This window comes from Psychroflexus gondwanensis ACAM 44, from assembly GCF_000355905.1.
Taxonomy (GTDB): domain Bacteria; phylum Bacteroidota; class Bacteroidia; order Flavobacteriales; family Flavobacteriaceae; genus Psychroflexus; species Psychroflexus gondwanensis.
The window spans coordinates 64,442-80,055 of record NZ_APLF01000010.1 but is presented as its reverse complement, the minus strand read 5'-3'; the positions used below and the strand labels follow the sequence as shown (position 1 = coordinate 80,055).

Genomic DNA, 15,614 nt, shown 5'->3' with positions numbered 1-15,614 from the left:
AGTGTAATAAAGTTAATGAAGATGCTGAAATAAATTCAGCATGACAAAGCTTACCACTCACGACTATTCACTGTTCATCATTCGGTATTCAATATTCAGTATTCACCACTCACCACTCACCACTCACCACTAATAGCTCCATTAAAATTTGAATTGTCAATTTTTAAATTTTAAATATGAAATATAATCCACCTCTTACTACTCACCAAAAATCCACTACACCACTTTACTATTACACCATTATACTAACCACCACTCACCATTCATTATTTTACCGAGCGAGTTAGCGAGTTGGGAAGTTCCGGGTTGAATAGTTCCGGGTTATTGCATAGCCGAATGATAGAATGGATGCGTAATTTCAAATACCTCTAATTCACCACTCACCACTCACCAAAAATCCATTATACCACTACACCACTATACTATTACACCAGTCTACCACTCACCACTCACCACTCACGACTAATAGCTCCATTAAAATTTGAACTATCAATTTTGTAATTTTAAATATGAAATGAAATAGGATCAATTTTTTAAATTACTAATTCATCTACAGGTCTTCTTTTACTCTTCATATCTTTATCTTTGAAAAAAATTGAGATCTAATGAAAATATATACTAAAACTGGAGATAAAGGCACTACTTCGCTGTTCGGTGGAAAACGGGTTGCTAAACACAATATCCGTATCGATAGCTATGGAACTGTAGATGAGCTAAATGCAAACCTTGGCTTGGTCCGTGATCAGGATCTAGATGCAGATTCTAAAACGGGTTTAATCACCATACAGGAAAAGCTATTTACTGTTGGCGCCATTTTGGCTTCAGATCCGGGGAAAGCATCCAATGCAAGTAAAATTCCAAAGCTTAAAGAAGAAGACATTCTCTTTTTGGAGAATGAAATCGACAGGATGAACGAAGATTTACCAGAAATGACTCATTTTGTGTTGCCAGGTGGACATCCAGCAGTGTCTCATTGCCATGTCGCCAGAACAGTGTGCCGACGTGCAGAGCGTATTTGTACTGCCTTGTTCAATTTAGAACCTTTCGATGAGAAGGTACTTCAGTATTTGAATCGACTTTCAGATTACCTTTTTGTGTTAGCAAGATGTATTGCCAAGCAGAAAAATGCCGATGAGGTAAAGTGGATTCCTGATACTTCTAGCTAGTTGCGAGTTGGAGGGTTGCGGGTTCTGGGGTTTTGAGTTGGAGGGTTGCGGGTTCTGGGGTTCCGAGTTGGAGAGTTCCGAGTTATTGCATAGCCGAATGATAGAATGGATGCGTAATTTCAAATACCTCTAATTCACTATTCACCACTCACGACTCACTACTCACGACTCACTTGTCACTTCGAGTGATTTTCGATAGAAAATTGTATCGAGAAGTAGTTTTAAGTCAGGAGCTTAGTCGATGTCTCTATATCATTTACTGTCTCCTTTCTTTTTTGCATCGCCCAAAAAAGAAACAAAAAAGACTAGGCTGTTTGAAAAAAACTAGAAAATCCTACGGAACCCCCAGCCACAGATGAAAAATAACTCATCACGTAAAAGCGTGACTCAAACAGATTTTCATCTCTTTTCCCAAGCTGCTTCCTTGATTTTTAACTTTTTTTCAATAGGCCGGTTTTTTATGTATCGTGGAACTTGAAGCCTTGAATTCACTATTGTCATCTCGAGGGAAACGCAGTGACGAAAGATCTTTGTCACTAGTCGTGTATTCGAATAATAAGTCATTATTAAAATTTGAATTTTCAATTTTGAAATTTTAAATATGAAATGACATTTCTCAACCTGGCTTCGATACACCCCGCTACAAAAAGCGGGTCACTCAGCCACCACTCACCATTTCACGACTCACGACTCACCATTTCACCACTCACCAAAATCCACTACACCACTATACTATTACACCATTATACTACCCACCACTCACCACTCACCATTTCACCACTCACGACTTACTACTCACAGCTATTAGACCTTTAAATTATGCTACAGATAGACTTACTTTCTTTTCTTTTTTGCATCGCCCAAAAAAGAAACAAATCCCCAAAGCTTTGGGGACTAGGCTTTTTGAAAAAAAATAGAAAATCCTACGGAACCCCCAGCCACAGATGAAAAATAACTCACCATTTCACCAATCACCACTCACCATTCATTATTTTACCGAGCGAGTTAGCGAGTTGGAGGGTTGCGGGTTCTGGGGTTCCGAGTTGAATAGTTCCGAGTTATTACATAGCCGAATGATAAAACAAGAGTATAATTTTAAATTCCTCTAATTCACCTCTCACCACTCACGGCTAACCAAAATCCACTACACCATTATACTATCACACCAGTCTACCACTCACCTCTCACTACTCCCTTAGGCTTAATCGAGTTCTCGATACAAATTTCACTTTTTTCAAAAGCAAAATTTACCTGCCTACCAAGGAACGCAGGCAGGCTCGAACTGACATGTATTTAATTAAAAATTCTTAATTAATAATTCAAAATTATTTTAACTCACCACTCACGACTATTCACTGTTCATCATTCGTTATTCTGTATTCATTATTATTTATTGACTATTCTTTATTCGGTATTCAATATTTACCACTCACGGCTCACCAAAATCCACTACACCAGTATACTATTACACCATTATACTACTACACCACTATACTAACCCACCACTCACCACTAATAGCTCCATTAAAATTTGAATTGTCAATTTTGAAATTTTAAATATGAAATATAGGTCGTCAATCACTTCAAGGCTGTCACTTCGAGTGATTTTCGATAGAAAATTGTATCGAGAAGTGCTTTGAAGTCAGGTGTTTAATCGAGTTCTCGATACAAATTTCACTTTTTTCAAAAGTAAAATTTACCTGCCTACCAAGGAACGCAGGCAGGCTCGAACTGACATGTATTTAATTAAAAATTCTTAATTAATAATTCAAAATTATTTTAACTCACCACTCACCACTCACCACTCACCACTCACCACCAAATTCAAAAGCAATTTGAAATCAGAGGCTTAGCTGAAGTTTAGGTTGAAATAATTCTTAAAAATGTTGACTGTTACGCTAAAAAAATTACATTTGCAAAAATTAAAATATCCTTGCAATGTATTGGACTTTAGAACTTGCTTCCTACCTAAGTGATGCGCCTTGGCCAGCAACCAAAGACGAATTGATTGATTATGCCATACGAACGGGGGCCCCACTTGAAGTTGTAGAAAACTTACAATCCATAGAAGATGAAGGCGACACCTACGACTCTATAGAGGAAATCTGGCCAGATTATCCTACAGATGACGATTATCTTTGGAACGAAGACGAATATTAACTTTTCTGTTCCCAAATTCACTCTAAAAGTCTCGTAAAGAGACTTTTTTTTTCGTTACCTTTGAATCACTAAATTAATAAAGCCACTTATGGGTGTTTTAGATTCCGTATTAAAAGTATTTGTAGGCGATAAGACCAAGAAAGATCTTAAAGCTATTACTCCAATTGTTGATCAAATCAAAAGTTTCGAAAGTCAGTTTGAAGCGCTAAGCATAGACGAACTCCGTCAAAATACCTCTCGTTTTAAGACGACGATTAAAGAGGCCACCGCAGACTTGCAGTCGCAGATCGATGCGCTGGAAGAGAAGGCTGAACATGAGCCAGATATTGATGTGAAAGAGAACTTTTATGGTGAAATTGACGATCTAAAGGCCGAAATTTATAAAACGACCGAAGAGGTGCTTAATGATATTCTTCCGGAAGCTTTTGCAACGGTGAAAGAAACTGCCAAGCGTTTTTTCCACAATACAAGTTTAGAAGTCAGTGCTACAGAATTTGACAGAACGCTTTCGGCTTCCAAAGACTATGTAAACCTAAACGGCGACAAAGCCATTTGGAACAACTCGTGGGATGCAGCGGGTAAGCCAATTACTTGGGACATGATTCATTATGATGTCCAATTGATTGGGGGTATTGCAATGCACCAGGGGATAATTGCTGAAATGCAAACGGGGGAAGGTAAAACCTTGGTGGCGACCTTGCCGATGTACCTAAACGCTTTAAGTGGTGATGGCGTTCACTTAGTTACAGTCAACGATTATCTGGCCAAAAGGGATAGTGCTTGGATGGCGCCTATGTTTGAATTTCATGGGTTAAGCGTGGATTGTATAGACTACTATAAGCCTAATTCTGAAGCTAGACGTAAAGCTTATAATGCGGATATTACCTACGGAACCAACAACGAGTTTGGTTTTGATTATTTAAGAGATAACATGAGTCACTCTCCAGATGATCTCGTCCAGCGTCCACACCATTATGCGATTGTGGATGAGGTGGATTCGGTGTTGATTGATGATGCTAGAACACCACTTATTATTTCTGGACCTGTTCCTAAAGGCGATGTGCATGAGTTTGAAAACTTAAAGCCGCAAATCGCTCAAATTGTTGAAGTTCAACGTAAACAATTAACTGGTGTTTTGGCGGAAGCTAAAAAACTGATCAAAGAAGGCGAAACCAAAGAAGGGGGATTACAACTGTTGAGAGTATTCCGTGGCTTGCCAAAAAATAAGGCCTTAATTAAATTTTTAAGTGAAGAAGGGGTGAAGCAATTGCTCCAGAAAACTGAAAATTTCTATATGCAAGACAACAATAAGGAAATGCCTAAGGTAGATGCCGAATTGTATTTTACTATTGAAGAGAAAAGCAACCAAATAGACCTCACCGATAAAGGAATCGATTTCCTTTCTGGAGAGGATAACAAAGATTTCTTTGTAATGCCTGAAATTGGGGTGGAAATTGCCCAAATCGAAAAATTAGGCTTACCTAAAGAAGAAGAAGCAGAGAAAAAAGAAGAGTTATATAGAGATTTTAGCATTAAAAGTGAGCGAATTCACACGCTAAGACAATTGCTGAAAGCCTATACGTTGTTTGAAAAAGACACCGAATATGTGGTGATGGAAAACAAGGTGAAGATTGTAGATGAGCAAACCGGTAGGATCATGGACGGGCGTCGTTATTCTGATGGTCTCCATCAGGCGATTGAAGCCAAAGAAAATGTAAAGATTGAAGATGCCACTCAAACATTTGCGACGGTAACGCTTCAGAATTACTTTAGAATGTACAATAAGTTGTCTGGGATGACGGGTACAGCGATGACAGAAGCTGGAGAATTCTGGGAGATCTATAAGTTAGATGTCATGGAAATTCCAACTAATAAGCGCATCTCTAGAGACGATAAACAAGACAAGGTCTTTAAGACTAAGCGTGAAAAATACAATGCCATTATCGACGAAGTGGCACAACTTTCTGCAAAAGGCAGACCTATATTAATAGGAACTACTTCTGTAGAAATTTCAGAATTACTGAGTCGTATGTTGAAATTACGCTCAGTTCCCCATAATGTATTGAACGCCAAATTGCACAAACGCGAAGCAGATATTGTTGCTGAAGCGGGTAAAGGAGGTATTGTTACTATAGCCACCAATATGGCTGGCCGTGGTACGGATATTAAATTGTCTAAAGACGTAAAAGACGCTGGTGGTTTAGCTATCATCGGTACAGAGCGCCACGATTCTAGACGTGTCGATAGGCAGTTGAGAGGACGTGCTGGTCGTCAAGGAGATCCAGGAAGCTCACAGTTTTATGTGTCTTTAGAAGATAATTTGATGCGTTTATTTGGTAGTGAGAAAATTGCCAAATTGATGGATAGAATGGGCTTGGAAGAGGGAGAAGTGATCCAGCATTCTATGATTTCAAAATCCATAGAGCGCGCTCAGAAGAAAGTAGAAGAGAACAACTTCGGTATTCGTAAGCGTTTGCTGGAGTATGATGATGTGATGAACGCTCAAAGAGAAGTTATCTATAAGAGACGTTATAACGCACTATATGGTGAACGATTGAGAATCGATATTGCCAATATGATTTTTGATACCGCCGAGGTGATCACAGATTTCAATAATGCCAATACTGACTTTGAAAACTTTGAGTTTGAGTTGATTCGTTTCTTCTCGATGAACTCTCCAGTATCTAAAGCACAATTTGAAAAGCAAGCTGTTCAAAAAACGGCGGGAATTGTTTACAAACAAGCTTATGAGAACTATAAAGCTAAAATGATAAACAATGCTGAAGAGGCTTTTCCAGTGATCAAACAAGTGTTTGAAAAGCAGGGAGAAAAATTTGAACGTATTGCAGTTCCCTTTACCGATGGCCAAAAGACACTTCAAGTCGTTACAAACTTGAAGAGGGCCTATGAAACTGAAGGAAAAGACTTGATTACCGACTTTGAAAAGAACATTTCTCTAGCCATTATCGATGAAGCTTGGAAAAACCACCTTCGTAAGATGGATGAGTTAAAGCAAAGTGTTCAATTGGCTGTTCACGAGCAGAAAGATCCTTTATTGATCTATAAGTTTGAAGCTTTTGAACTGTTTAAAGTCATGATTGAAGAGGTGAATAAAGAGGTGATTTCTTTCTTATTCAAAGGAGAGTTACCACAGCGTGAACCAGATCAAATTACTGAAGCTAGACAACTAAAGTCCAAAGAGCAGTTACAAACTCAAAAAGAAGAGATCCAAAACTTAGATGAGCGCGCAGCCCAATCTAGAAAAGCTGGGGCTCAGGCTAGTCAACAACAACAGGTTGTTGAAACCATCGTTAGAGATCAGCCAAAAATTGGTAGAAACGATAAAGTGACCATCAAGCATGTGGGTTCTGGTGAAGAAAAATCCATGAAGTACAAGCAAGCGATCCCTTTAATTGATAAAGGAGAGTGGGTACTGATGAACCATTAACATCAAGATTCAAGGATGAAGAAATTTGAAATTGAATTAAAGTGGGCTTCCGTATATACAGCTATAAGCATCGCTTGGGTCTATTTTGAAAAATACTTAGGCTACCACGATGAACACGTGAGTAGCCAAGCTATATTTTCGTTTTGGCTCATGATCCCTCAAATTTTGGTGTATGTGTTAGCAATTCGAGAAAAACGAGAGCTTTACTACAAAGGTGAAATCACTTGGCAAAAAGCCTTTATTTCTGGAGTAGTTCTTTCAGCAGTAATTGGAGGCTTGTCTCCAGCAGCCATTTACATCATGGCAGAATTTGTGACTCCAGAATTCTTTTCAAATATTGTGGAGGTAAGAGCAGCACAAGGCATTCCTAGGGAAGGCTTAGAACAGATTTATAATCTCAACAGCTATATCAGTCAAGCGATTTTTAATAACCTAGGATCTGGAGTTTTCTTTTCGGCAATCATCGCGTTAGTTCTAAAGAATAAAAACCCTTGATGTATCAGAATGGAAAGATTGCTTGAAACCTGAATCGGTTTCCGGTTTCTTCAATGCTATTAGATAGTCTGGCATAGTCAGAATCCCAGTTATTAGTGAAGATGTTTATGTCGTAACTTAGTTGAAATCTAACAAATTCCTCATTCTCATCAGACGTGAATATAGAATAACCAATGCTTGGGCCAATATGGAATTGATAAAGGTCGAGCTTTGCAACATCTCCAAAACTTCCTGGTTCATTTAAATCGATTGTTTCATTTTTATTGAAAAACTCTAGCTCTGATGTCATGTAATTAATGGCTAAACCAGCATAAATTCGATCTTCATTTTCAAACTGTAGAACATTCCTAAGATATCTCAGTGAAAGCGTACCTGAGGTTAATTGATGTTCGAAATTATCACGTTCTCGCTCTTGATTGTAAAACCCGAAATCTAGATCAATTCGATTTTTACCAAAATCACCTACCAGACCAAACGAAAATTCAAAAGGAAATCTCCTTACTGTCGGAACATTACTTTCGCTTAGAAAAGGATTGATGTTGAGAGCATCTGAGTAAATCATTCCAAAGCCGATGTAATAATTAACGTCAAAAATAGTCTTATCCGTAGGTGTGATCTGGTCTTCTTGAGCAAAACTTATTTCCGTAAACAGTATTAAACAGAGACTTAAGATCAAATATAATTTTTTCATTTTATTAGGTTTTAATTATTTGTTTTCAATTTCGGAAATCAATTCATCGGTAATCTTTAAGGTATGATAGACGTTTTGGACGTCGTCATCCTCTTCAAACTTATCGATGAGATTCAAGATTTGCATCGCCTCTTCCAAAGGGAGCTCAGTTGTGTTTAAAGGAATACGTTGGACTTCCGCGTTTTTAGGTTCGATATGGAGCGTTTCAAGTTTTGACGCCATTTTACCAAAATCAGTGAATTCTGTATAGACGGTTATGAGGTCTTTCTCTTTTTCCAGATCCAAAGCTCCTCCGTCTATCAATTCTAGTTCTAAGTCTTCAGAATTGAGTTCTACGTGGTCTTGGTCCAGAATAAACACTCCTTTTCTATCAAAGAGAAATTCCAAGGAGCCATTGGTGCCTAAACCTCCTCCGTTTTTACTAAAAATAGAACGGATGGAAGCGACAGTTCTGTTGGTATTATCGGTAGTGCATTCCACGTAAATGGCAATGCCATGAGGACCATAACCTTCAAAAGTGACCATCTCATAAGTATCCGCATCGGCGCCAGAAGCTTTCTTGATGGCTCGTTCTATGGTATCTTTCGGCATGTTTACGCCTTTCGCGTTTGAAATCGCATTGCGTAGAGTGGAATTAGTTTCTGGATCATCTCCGCCGCCTTCCTTCACCGCTACTGTAATTTCCTTGATCGCTCTCGTAAATTGCTTAGCTCGCTTTTTATCTTGAGCCCCTTTTCTGTGTTTAATATTTGCCCATTTGCTATGTCCAGCCATACGTTTACTATATTAAAAACTTAGCGTTAATATAATGAAATAGGAAGTCATTGTCAACTCTTCCTTACCAGTAAAGTTCGGAGGCGATAGCGGCAGCAGTTTCCCGCTTAAGACGCTTACGGTTTTCGAAAGTGAGTTCAAGGCCTTTGGTATGGATTAAAGGGTGAACAACAGCTCTCAAAACCCCTGGACTTCCTGAGGTGAAGCCATAACGAAATCTTTTTTTGCTATCTGGAAATGAAATGGGCACAATAGGTATGTGATGTTCTATGGAGAGTCGAAAGGCTCCATCTTTAAATTCATCCAAAACCTTTGTAATATCGTTGGGGACGCCGCCTTCAGGAAAAATACAAATACTGACGCCATCTTTTAAGCGTCTTTGGGCTTCCATAAAAGCATTTTTTCTACTTTTTGCATTCCTTCTGTCTACCAAAATACAAGAGCGTCTATAAATTAATCCAAAAACAGGAAGTTTGGCTAGCTCCCGTTTCCCGATGAATACAAAAGGGGTTTTGGAGACATAAATCATCATCATAATATCGATCATACTCGAGTGGTTGGCAGTTAGCATATAGCTTTTTCGCTTATCGAGATGCGTGTTGTAAGTGACTTTCGGAAAAAAGCCCATGCCGTATAAAACTATGGATGCCCAAAGTTTACCAATACGGAAAGTACCGGGATACCATTTTTCTTTGGACGTGGTGATGAGTAAAAAGGGCAATAGAATGACAAGAGGAGTAATGACAATGATGTAAAACCAAATTCTCCAAACGACTATCAAAATGTTCTTAATCCATACCATAGGCGGCAAATTTAATAAATTGAATGGGTTCGGTTGAACAAAACATTTATCTTTGACTCAATTTGTAATATATCCATTTTTATGTCTAGAATATTAACGGGTGTCCAGAGCACTGGGACTCCACATTTGGGAAATTTATTAGGGGCAATTATCCCTGCTATCGAATTGGCTAATTCTCCAAAGAATGAGTCGTTTCTATTTATTGCTAATCTACATTCTCTTACCCAAATAAAGGACGCTGAAGTCTTAAAAGAAAATACCTACGCCACTGCTGCCACCTGGCTTGCATTTGGGTTAGATGTCGAAAAATCGACCTTTTATAGACAAAGTGATGTCCCACAAGTAACTGAACTCATGTGGTACTTAAACTGTATGTTTCCATACCAACGTCTAACTTTAGCCCATTCGTTTAAAGATAAAGCAGATCGGTTGAGCGATGTTAATGCGGGCTTATTTAGCTATCCTATGTTGATGGCCGCGGATATTTTGCTCTATGATGCTGAATTTATTCCCGTTGGTAAAGATCAATTACAACATATTGAAATGACCAGGGATGTGGCCGAACGCTTCCACGCTCAATATGGCGACACCTTTGTGTTGCCTGAAGCCAAATTATCTGAATCTTCCAAATACGTCCCAGGAACCGATGGTGCTAAAATGAGTAAGTCTAAAGGCAATACCATAAATATTTTCCAGACCGATAAGAAATTGCGCAAGCAAATTATGCAAATCGAAACGGACAGTACGCCCTTAGAAGATCCTAAAGATCCTGAAACCTGTAATGTATTTCAGATTTATAAATTGATTGGCTCTAAAACTCAAGTTGAAGCCTTAAAGTCAAATTACCTAGCTGGAGGGTTTGGGTATGGTCATGCGAAGCAAGCCTTGTTCGATTTGATTCTCACTACTTATTCTGAAGAACGGGAAAGGTTCGATTATTTTATGAACAATAAAGCAGAGATCGATAACCTGTTAAGCATAGGAGCTAGTAAAGCAAAAGAGGTTGCTGGAGGAGTCTTGAGTCGGGTGAGGCATAAACTTGGTTATTAACAATAAAATAATTACAGATGTATACGTCTAAACTTATACAAGGATGTATGACGTGGGGCAGGTGGGGAAAGCAAATGTCTACCAACCAAATGGCCAGTCAAATTGAAGACTGCCTCAGCCTTGGTGTCACCACCTTCGATCATGCTGATATTTACGGAGATTATACCACAGAAGCTGAGTTTGGTAAAGCGTTTACAGAAAGTAAAATTGAACGAGACTCCATTCAGTTAATCTCTAAATGTGGGATACAATTGCCAAATTCCGCTCGAGATAATCGAGTGAAGCATTATCAATATGATTCAGAGTATATCATAGCACAAGCAGAGCAATCTATTTCTAATTTGAATTGTGGCTATTTAGATGCGTTTTTACTCCATAGGCCAAGTCCATTGATGGATCTGCAAGAGATTGCTAAATCTATAATTTATTTGAAAGAACAAGGTAAAATTAAACACTTTGGCGTGTCTAATTTTACAACACAGCAAATGGATTTATTAAGCGCGTATGTAGAAGTAGAAGGACACCAGTTGCAATGTTCTTTAAACCATCCACAGCCTTTTACAAATGATATTCTTCAGCACCATCTTTGTAAATACATTCTAACCATGGCTTGGAGTCCTTTGGGAGGTATAAATACTTTACACCAGGACAATCCTATTCTAGATAAAACCCTAGAAGAAATGGCAACAAAGTATGAGTGTGAAAAAGCTCAACTTGCCATTGCCTTTTTAAATGTGCATCCCATCGGGATTAGACCTGTTGTTGGGACTACCCAAATGACAAGACTGAAAGTATTGAAAGCCGCTTTAGCTATAGACTTAAGTTTACAGGATTGGTTTTCAATATTGGAGGCTTCACGGGGTCATGAAGTTGACTAATTCTTAACGCGAAATACATTTCATTTTTTTAGGCTCATGTTTTGTGTCAAAGATATTTGCAATTTCTACAGGATAAAAGTCAAAATTTATCCAGTAAACTTTTTTTTATTTTTGTAAACTAGAGATCTGTATGGTATTATGACTTAAGATATCCTACAATTGACTTTACCCTTAGCGAATTTATTGTCAATTCTGTCTATGTTCTTCTGAAGGGGCCTTATGCCAATTTAAACCTATACTGTCGCAATACATCGTTTTACCAAAACGGATTCGGCACAGGCTTTTTTTGCCTGCTTTTTATCAAAAATAAATACCGTAACTAAGGCTATGCTAATTATTTTTAACTTCAATCCATCAAAAAACCTGTGCTGAGCTACGTCGTAGTGTAATTCAATTTATTTCTACGACATTATAAATTCAATTTGATATTAATCGTATGTCCGGTTTAAGATATTCGCTTTTCTGATAAAGCTTCTGCTTTTTTCTAGATCGGTTTTAGTTATAAAACTAAAGCCCACGTATAAAATCAGTGAAATGGAAATGCCGATTAAGGCTTGTGTAACCGAGGCTATTTCCCAGGCAACGGGTAAGGGAGCGCCAAGAGCTACCAGGAGATTATAGCTAGAAAATACCAACCCAAATAACATAGAAATTGTAGCAGCTGTAGCTGTTCCCCTTGCCCATAAGAAGCCCAAGATTAAGGGTATGAATGCTCCACTGGTCAGAAAATCAGACCCTATCCAGGCGATGGTTAATACCGATTTTATTTCTAAAGCTATTAGCAAAGCGATGGCACCAATAATAAAGGTGGAGATTCTGCCTATGGTAACGTTATGAGCAGCACTTGCCCTAGGGTTTATATATTCTTTATAAATATCTAAAGTTAAAGAAAGTGCCCCGGTATTGATAAGAGAATCCATGGTAGACATAATCGCCGCACTTAGCCCCACAAAAAGAAGAGCGCTAATTAACGGATTTGAAATATTGCTAATCATATTGGGAACAATTCCACTTTTGGGAACGCTTTCATAAAATACAGAAGCAAACATGCCTGTATAAGTCACCATAAGATAGAGCGGAATAAAAGCGAGGAAACTAATAATCATCATTTTTCTGGCGTCTGTAGATTTTTTTGCTGCAGAAATGCGTTGCCAAATATTTGCCTGAATCATCCACGAGGTACCAAAAGTAATAACATAGGCCAAATTATCAGAAACGTCACTAAAAAAGGACGTGTAACCACTTTTATTATTGGCAAGGGCTGTCATTTTTACAGCTTCCATGCCGCCCGACTGGGTGTAGGCAGTGTAGAACAAAAATACGGCAGTAAATAAAAAGAATAGAAACTGAAGTAAATCGGTGAGCACCACGCCTTTAAAGCCACCAAATAAGGAATAGGTCAACACGATTAGCGTACCTATAATCGCACCGGTTTGATAGCTGAGATCAAAAAATGCCTGGAAGAATTTACCTACGACAATGACCTGAACTGTTGCGGCAATGACCATAAAAATGATAATAAAAACAGTAAGTAGTAGTGAAACTGTGCTGTTGTAGCGTTGTTCCATAAGTTGTGGTTGCGAAATAGACCCTATATTTCTAATTCCTCTAGCAAATAGAAACAAAAGGGCAGTCGCTATTAATACAGGCACCCCATAAATCCAAAAAGAGCTAATGCCATTTCTGTGAGCATGATCTACAAGATCTATAGCAGAACCACCGCCCCACCAAGAGGCTATAAAAGTAACGGCCAATAACCAAGCAGGGAGTTTTCTGGAAGCCAGAAAGAAATCTTCACTGCTTTCACTCTTTCTATTCCAGATACCTACGGCTATAATTCCCGCAACGTAAATTATTAAAAATAGGATGCTAATATTTGTACTTTGCATATTAATTTGCTGCGATATAACTTAGGTTCTTAATCATTTTTGAAATAAAATTGTGCAATATAGTTTTCTTGCTTCCAATTTCGTTCAATCTGTATCAAAATTCATCAAAATATCCATTGATATAAAAAGGACTTACTTAGGAATAAGTGATCCTGCTTCAAGATTTGACTTTTTCCTGTGCTTATTTATTGTCAATTTGATGTAGTTGAAATACTTAAACCTTTTATTCTTTTTTAGTTCGCTCTTGTATTCGCTGTTTTAAGTGTTTGTGAATCTCGTTCCTCGATTTGCATCGCCCATTCTGAAGGATCTGGAAAAACAAACCTACCTGCATATCCGAATTTAGGCAGGAAAGACTAGCCTTTCTTTTAATATCTTTGAATTTACTTTTGGCAAATTCTAACCAATAAACTTCTAATTCCGCTTTGGAAGTATTGTCTCTAAATCCATTTTATTCAAATTGACCTGATTATTAATTTTAAGGATTTTTCGTTACGCCGACTTCAGTTGACCTAACAACATCACTTGAATTTTAGTCCTTTATTTTTCCTGAATTTCAGCATCCTATCTAGGTGATTTCTTAGCTATAAAGCTCATTAACTTTGCCTATTATTGCTTAACTTACGGCAAATTCAGAAGAAAAAAGAATGATGAAAAATGTATTGGGTACAGAATTACAAGCCTGTTCTTACGATCCTATGACGGGGGCTTTTCGAGATGGGTTTTGCAAATATTCCGACCAAGATCCCGGTCTCCATATTGTTGCGGCAAAAGTGACCGAGGGATTTTTGGAATGGAACAAAGCTAGAGGGAACGATCTGGTGAGTCCTAAACCGCAATGGAGTTTTCCAGGGTTGAAACCAGGTGATTGGTGGTGTATTTGTATGGGAGTGTGGTTGAAAAGTAAGGAAGCTGGGCATCCTCTTCACTTGCGACTAGAATCTTGCCATGAAAAAATGCTCGAGTATATCTCGCTGGAGACCCTGAAAGCATGGGAATATAAGGAGTAAAAAAAAATCCCCTTTTGAAATCATTTCAAAAGGGGATTGAACTTATATTAAACTAATTTTTATTTAGTTTTTTAAAGATTGCATGTCAATGACAAATCTGTATTTGACGTCTGAATTAACCACTCTTTCAAAGGCAGTATTGATATTTTGCATATCGATCATCTCCACATCGGAAACAATATTATGCTCACCACAGAAATCCAACATTTCTTGAGTTTCTTTGATCCCTCCAATAAGAGAACCAGCTAGTCGCTTTCTTTTTACAATCAACGCTCCGCCGTTTACTCCTTTAAGAGGTTCTATGGCGCCAACCAAACACATGGTTTTGTCTCGCTTAAGTAAGTTTAAATAAGGATTCACATCATGACCTACCGGGACAGTGTTCAATATAAAGTCGAAAGAATTGGCATGTTTCTTCATGTCTTCTTCATTTTTAGAAACCAATACTTCATCTGCTCCAAGGCGTTCTGCATCTTCACTTTTACTTGGGGAAGTTGTAATCATAACCACATGAGCCCCTAGCGCATGAGCGAATTTAATTCCCATATGTCCAAGGCCTCCAAGACCCACAACTCCTACTTTATCTCCTTTCTGCACGTTCCATTGTTTTAGTGGTGACCAAGTTGTGATACCAGCACATAATAAAGGGGGCACACCTTTTATATCTAATTTTTCTGGGACATTCAATACAAATTTCTCGTCTACTACGATTTCTTCTGAATAGCCTCCGAAAGTCTGTCCTCCTAAATGTTCATCGGGACTATTGTAAGTGGCTGTCATTCCGTTTTCACAGAATTGCTCTAGGCCTTCATCACAAGCTTCGCAGTTTTGGCAAGAATCTACCATACAACCAACACCCACTTTTTGGCCTTCTTTAAATTTGGTAACGTCTTTTCCAATAGCTACAACATGTCCTATAATCTCATGACCTGGAATAACGGGATATTTAGAATTCTTCCAATCGTTTCTAACTTGGTGTATATCACTATGGCAAACACCACAATAATCTATTTCTATATGTATATCATTAGGAAGAAGTTCTCTTCTTTTGATATCTAATTGTTTTAAATCTGCATCGCTGGCTTTAGCGCCATAAGCTTTTACTTGACTCATAATTTCTAATTTTATTAAATATAAGAGGTATTGGGTAGCTTTTAAAATTTTTGACTTCGATTTAACCTAAATACTAAACTTTTTTTAATCTTTCAATTTTTTGTTATGCCATCTAGAACTTAAATTACCTGTTTAGAA

Annotated in this window: 12 protein-coding genes; 7 read left to right on the top strand and 5 right to left on the bottom strand. The window is 38.0% G+C overall.

Annotated features, from left to right (window positions below; genetic code table 11):
- The first annotated feature begins 605 nt into the window (after window positions 1-605).
- The 4 genes from PGOND44_RS10890 to PGOND44_RS10875 all read left to right on the top strand — a co-directional run bounded on the left by PGOND44_RS10890 (window position 606) and on the right by PGOND44_RS10875 (window position 7,269).
- Window positions 606-1,166, top strand: a complete 561-nt coding sequence (locus PGOND44_RS10890; RefSeq protein ID WP_003441579.1) for a cob(I)yrinic acid a,c-diamide adenosyltransferase — start codon at window positions 606-608, stop codon at window positions 1,164-1,166.
- A 1,938-nt stretch (window positions 1,167-3,104) separates the two neighbouring features.
- Window positions 3,105-3,326 (top strand): DUF2795 domain-containing protein, encoded by a 222-nt coding sequence (locus PGOND44_RS10885; protein WP_003441576.1) that lies wholly within the window; start codon window positions 3,105-3,107, stop codon window positions 3,324-3,326.
- Between the two features lie 88 nt (window positions 3,327-3,414).
- Window positions 3,415-6,774 (top strand): preprotein translocase subunit SecA, encoded by a 3,360-nt coding sequence (gene secA / locus PGOND44_RS10880; protein ID WP_003441564.1) that lies wholly within the window; start codon window positions 3,415-3,417, stop codon window positions 6,772-6,774.
- A gap of 15 nt (window positions 6,775-6,789) precedes the next feature.
- Entirely contained in the window at window positions 6,790-7,269 is a 480-nt protein-coding gene (locus tag PGOND44_RS10875) for a DUF4199 domain-containing protein (protein ID WP_003441561.1), read from the top strand.
- A 4-nt stretch (window positions 7,270-7,273) separates the two neighbouring features.
- Here PGOND44_RS10875 and PGOND44_RS10870 read toward each other — a convergent pair whose 3' ends face one another.
- The 3 genes from PGOND44_RS10870 to PGOND44_RS10860 form a co-directional block, all read right to left on the bottom strand.
- A complete protein-coding gene (locus tag PGOND44_RS10870) occupies window positions 7,274-7,960 on the bottom strand; it encodes a hypothetical protein (RefSeq protein WP_003441559.1) in 687 nt (228 codons plus the stop codon).
- Window positions 7,961-7,975: 15 nt separating this feature from the next.
- On the bottom strand, window positions 7,976-8,734 hold the full coding sequence (locus PGOND44_RS10865) for a YebC/PmpR family DNA-binding transcriptional regulator (protein WP_003441558.1): 759 nt from the start codon (window positions 8,732-8,734) through the stop codon (window positions 7,976-7,978).
- A gap of 64 nt (window positions 8,735-8,798) precedes the next feature.
- Complete coding sequence (locus PGOND44_RS10860; RefSeq protein ID WP_003441556.1) at window positions 8,799-9,536, bottom strand: lysophospholipid acyltransferase family protein; 738 nt, start codon at window positions 9,534-9,536, stop codon at window positions 8,799-8,801.
- Between the two features lie 81 nt (window positions 9,537-9,617).
- Here PGOND44_RS10860 and trpS point away from each other — a divergent pair, with 81 nt between their 5' ends.
- Together trpS and PGOND44_RS10850 are read left to right on the top strand one after the other, a co-directional pair.
- Window positions 9,618-10,586 carry a tryptophan--tRNA ligase gene (gene trpS / locus PGOND44_RS10855; protein WP_003441554.1) on the top strand — a complete coding sequence of 323 codons (969 nt, stop codon included), beginning with the start codon at window positions 9,618-9,620 and terminating at the stop codon, window positions 10,584-10,586.
- 17 nt (window positions 10,587-10,603) lie between these two features.
- Entirely contained in the window at window positions 10,604-11,464 is an 861-nt protein-coding gene (locus PGOND44_RS10850) for an aldo/keto reductase (RefSeq protein WP_003441552.1), read from the top strand.
- 428 nt (window positions 11,465-11,892) lie between these two features.
- Here the strand turns inward: PGOND44_RS10850 and PGOND44_RS10845 are convergent, their stop codons facing one another.
- Window positions 11,893-13,353, bottom strand: coding sequence for a sodium:solute symporter family protein (locus PGOND44_RS10845; protein ID WP_003441550.1), 1,461 nt, complete (start codon window positions 13,351-13,353; stop codon window positions 11,893-11,895).
- A gap of 647 nt (window positions 13,354-14,000) precedes the next feature.
- On the opposite strand from PGOND44_RS10845, the gene PGOND44_RS10840 reads away from it, so the two are divergent.
- Complete coding sequence (locus PGOND44_RS10840; RefSeq protein ID WP_003441548.1) at window positions 14,001-14,363, top strand: DUF2237 family protein; 363 nt, start codon at window positions 14,001-14,003, stop codon at window positions 14,361-14,363.
- A 63-nt stretch (window positions 14,364-14,426) separates the two neighbouring features.
- Here the strand turns inward: PGOND44_RS10840 and PGOND44_RS10835 are convergent, their stop codons facing one another.
- Entirely contained in the window at window positions 14,427-15,476 is a 1,050-nt protein-coding gene (locus PGOND44_RS10835; protein ID WP_003441546.1) for an NAD(P)-dependent alcohol dehydrogenase, read from the bottom strand.
- Window positions 15,477-15,614 lie beyond the last annotated feature (138 nt).

Bases quoted from the DNA above. Each gene is read 5' to 3' on its own strand.
- PGOND44_RS10890 (WP_003441579.1), top strand. From the start codon at position 606: ATGAAAATATATACTAAAACTGGAGATAAAGGCACTACTTCGCTGTTC.
- PGOND44_RS10885 (WP_003441576.1), top strand. From the start codon at position 3,105: ATGTATTGGACTTTAGAACTTGCTTCCTACCTAAGTGATGCGCCTTGG.
- secA (WP_003441564.1), top strand. From the start codon at position 3,415: ATGGGTGTTTTAGATTCCGTATTAAAAGTATTTGTAGGCGATAAGACC.
- PGOND44_RS10875 (WP_003441561.1), top strand. From the start codon at position 6,790: ATGAAGAAATTTGAAATTGAATTAAAGTGGGCTTCCGTATATACAGCT.
- PGOND44_RS10870 (WP_003441559.1), bottom strand. From the start codon at position 7,960: ATGAAAAAATTATATTTGATCTTAAGTCTCTGTTTAATACTGTTTACG.
- PGOND44_RS10865 (WP_003441558.1), bottom strand. From the start codon at position 8,734: ATGGCTGGACATAGCAAATGGGCAAATATTAAACACAGAAAAGGGGCT.
- PGOND44_RS10860 (WP_003441556.1), bottom strand. From the start codon at position 9,536: ATGGTATGGATTAAGAACATTTTGATAGTCGTTTGGAGAATTTGGTTT.
- trpS (WP_003441554.1), top strand. From the start codon at position 9,618: ATGTCTAGAATATTAACGGGTGTCCAGAGCACTGGGACTCCACATTTG.
- PGOND44_RS10850 (WP_003441552.1), top strand. From the start codon at position 10,604: ATGTATACGTCTAAACTTATACAAGGATGTATGACGTGGGGCAGGTGG.
- PGOND44_RS10845 (WP_003441550.1), bottom strand. From the start codon at position 13,353: ATGCAAAGTACAAATATTAGCATCCTATTTTTAATAATTTACGTTGCG.
- PGOND44_RS10840 (WP_003441548.1), top strand. From the start codon at position 14,001: ATGATGAAAAATGTATTGGGTACAGAATTACAAGCCTGTTCTTACGAT.
- PGOND44_RS10835 (WP_003441546.1), bottom strand. From the start codon at position 15,476: ATGAGTCAAGTAAAAGCTTATGGCGCTAAAGCCAGCGATGCAGATTTA.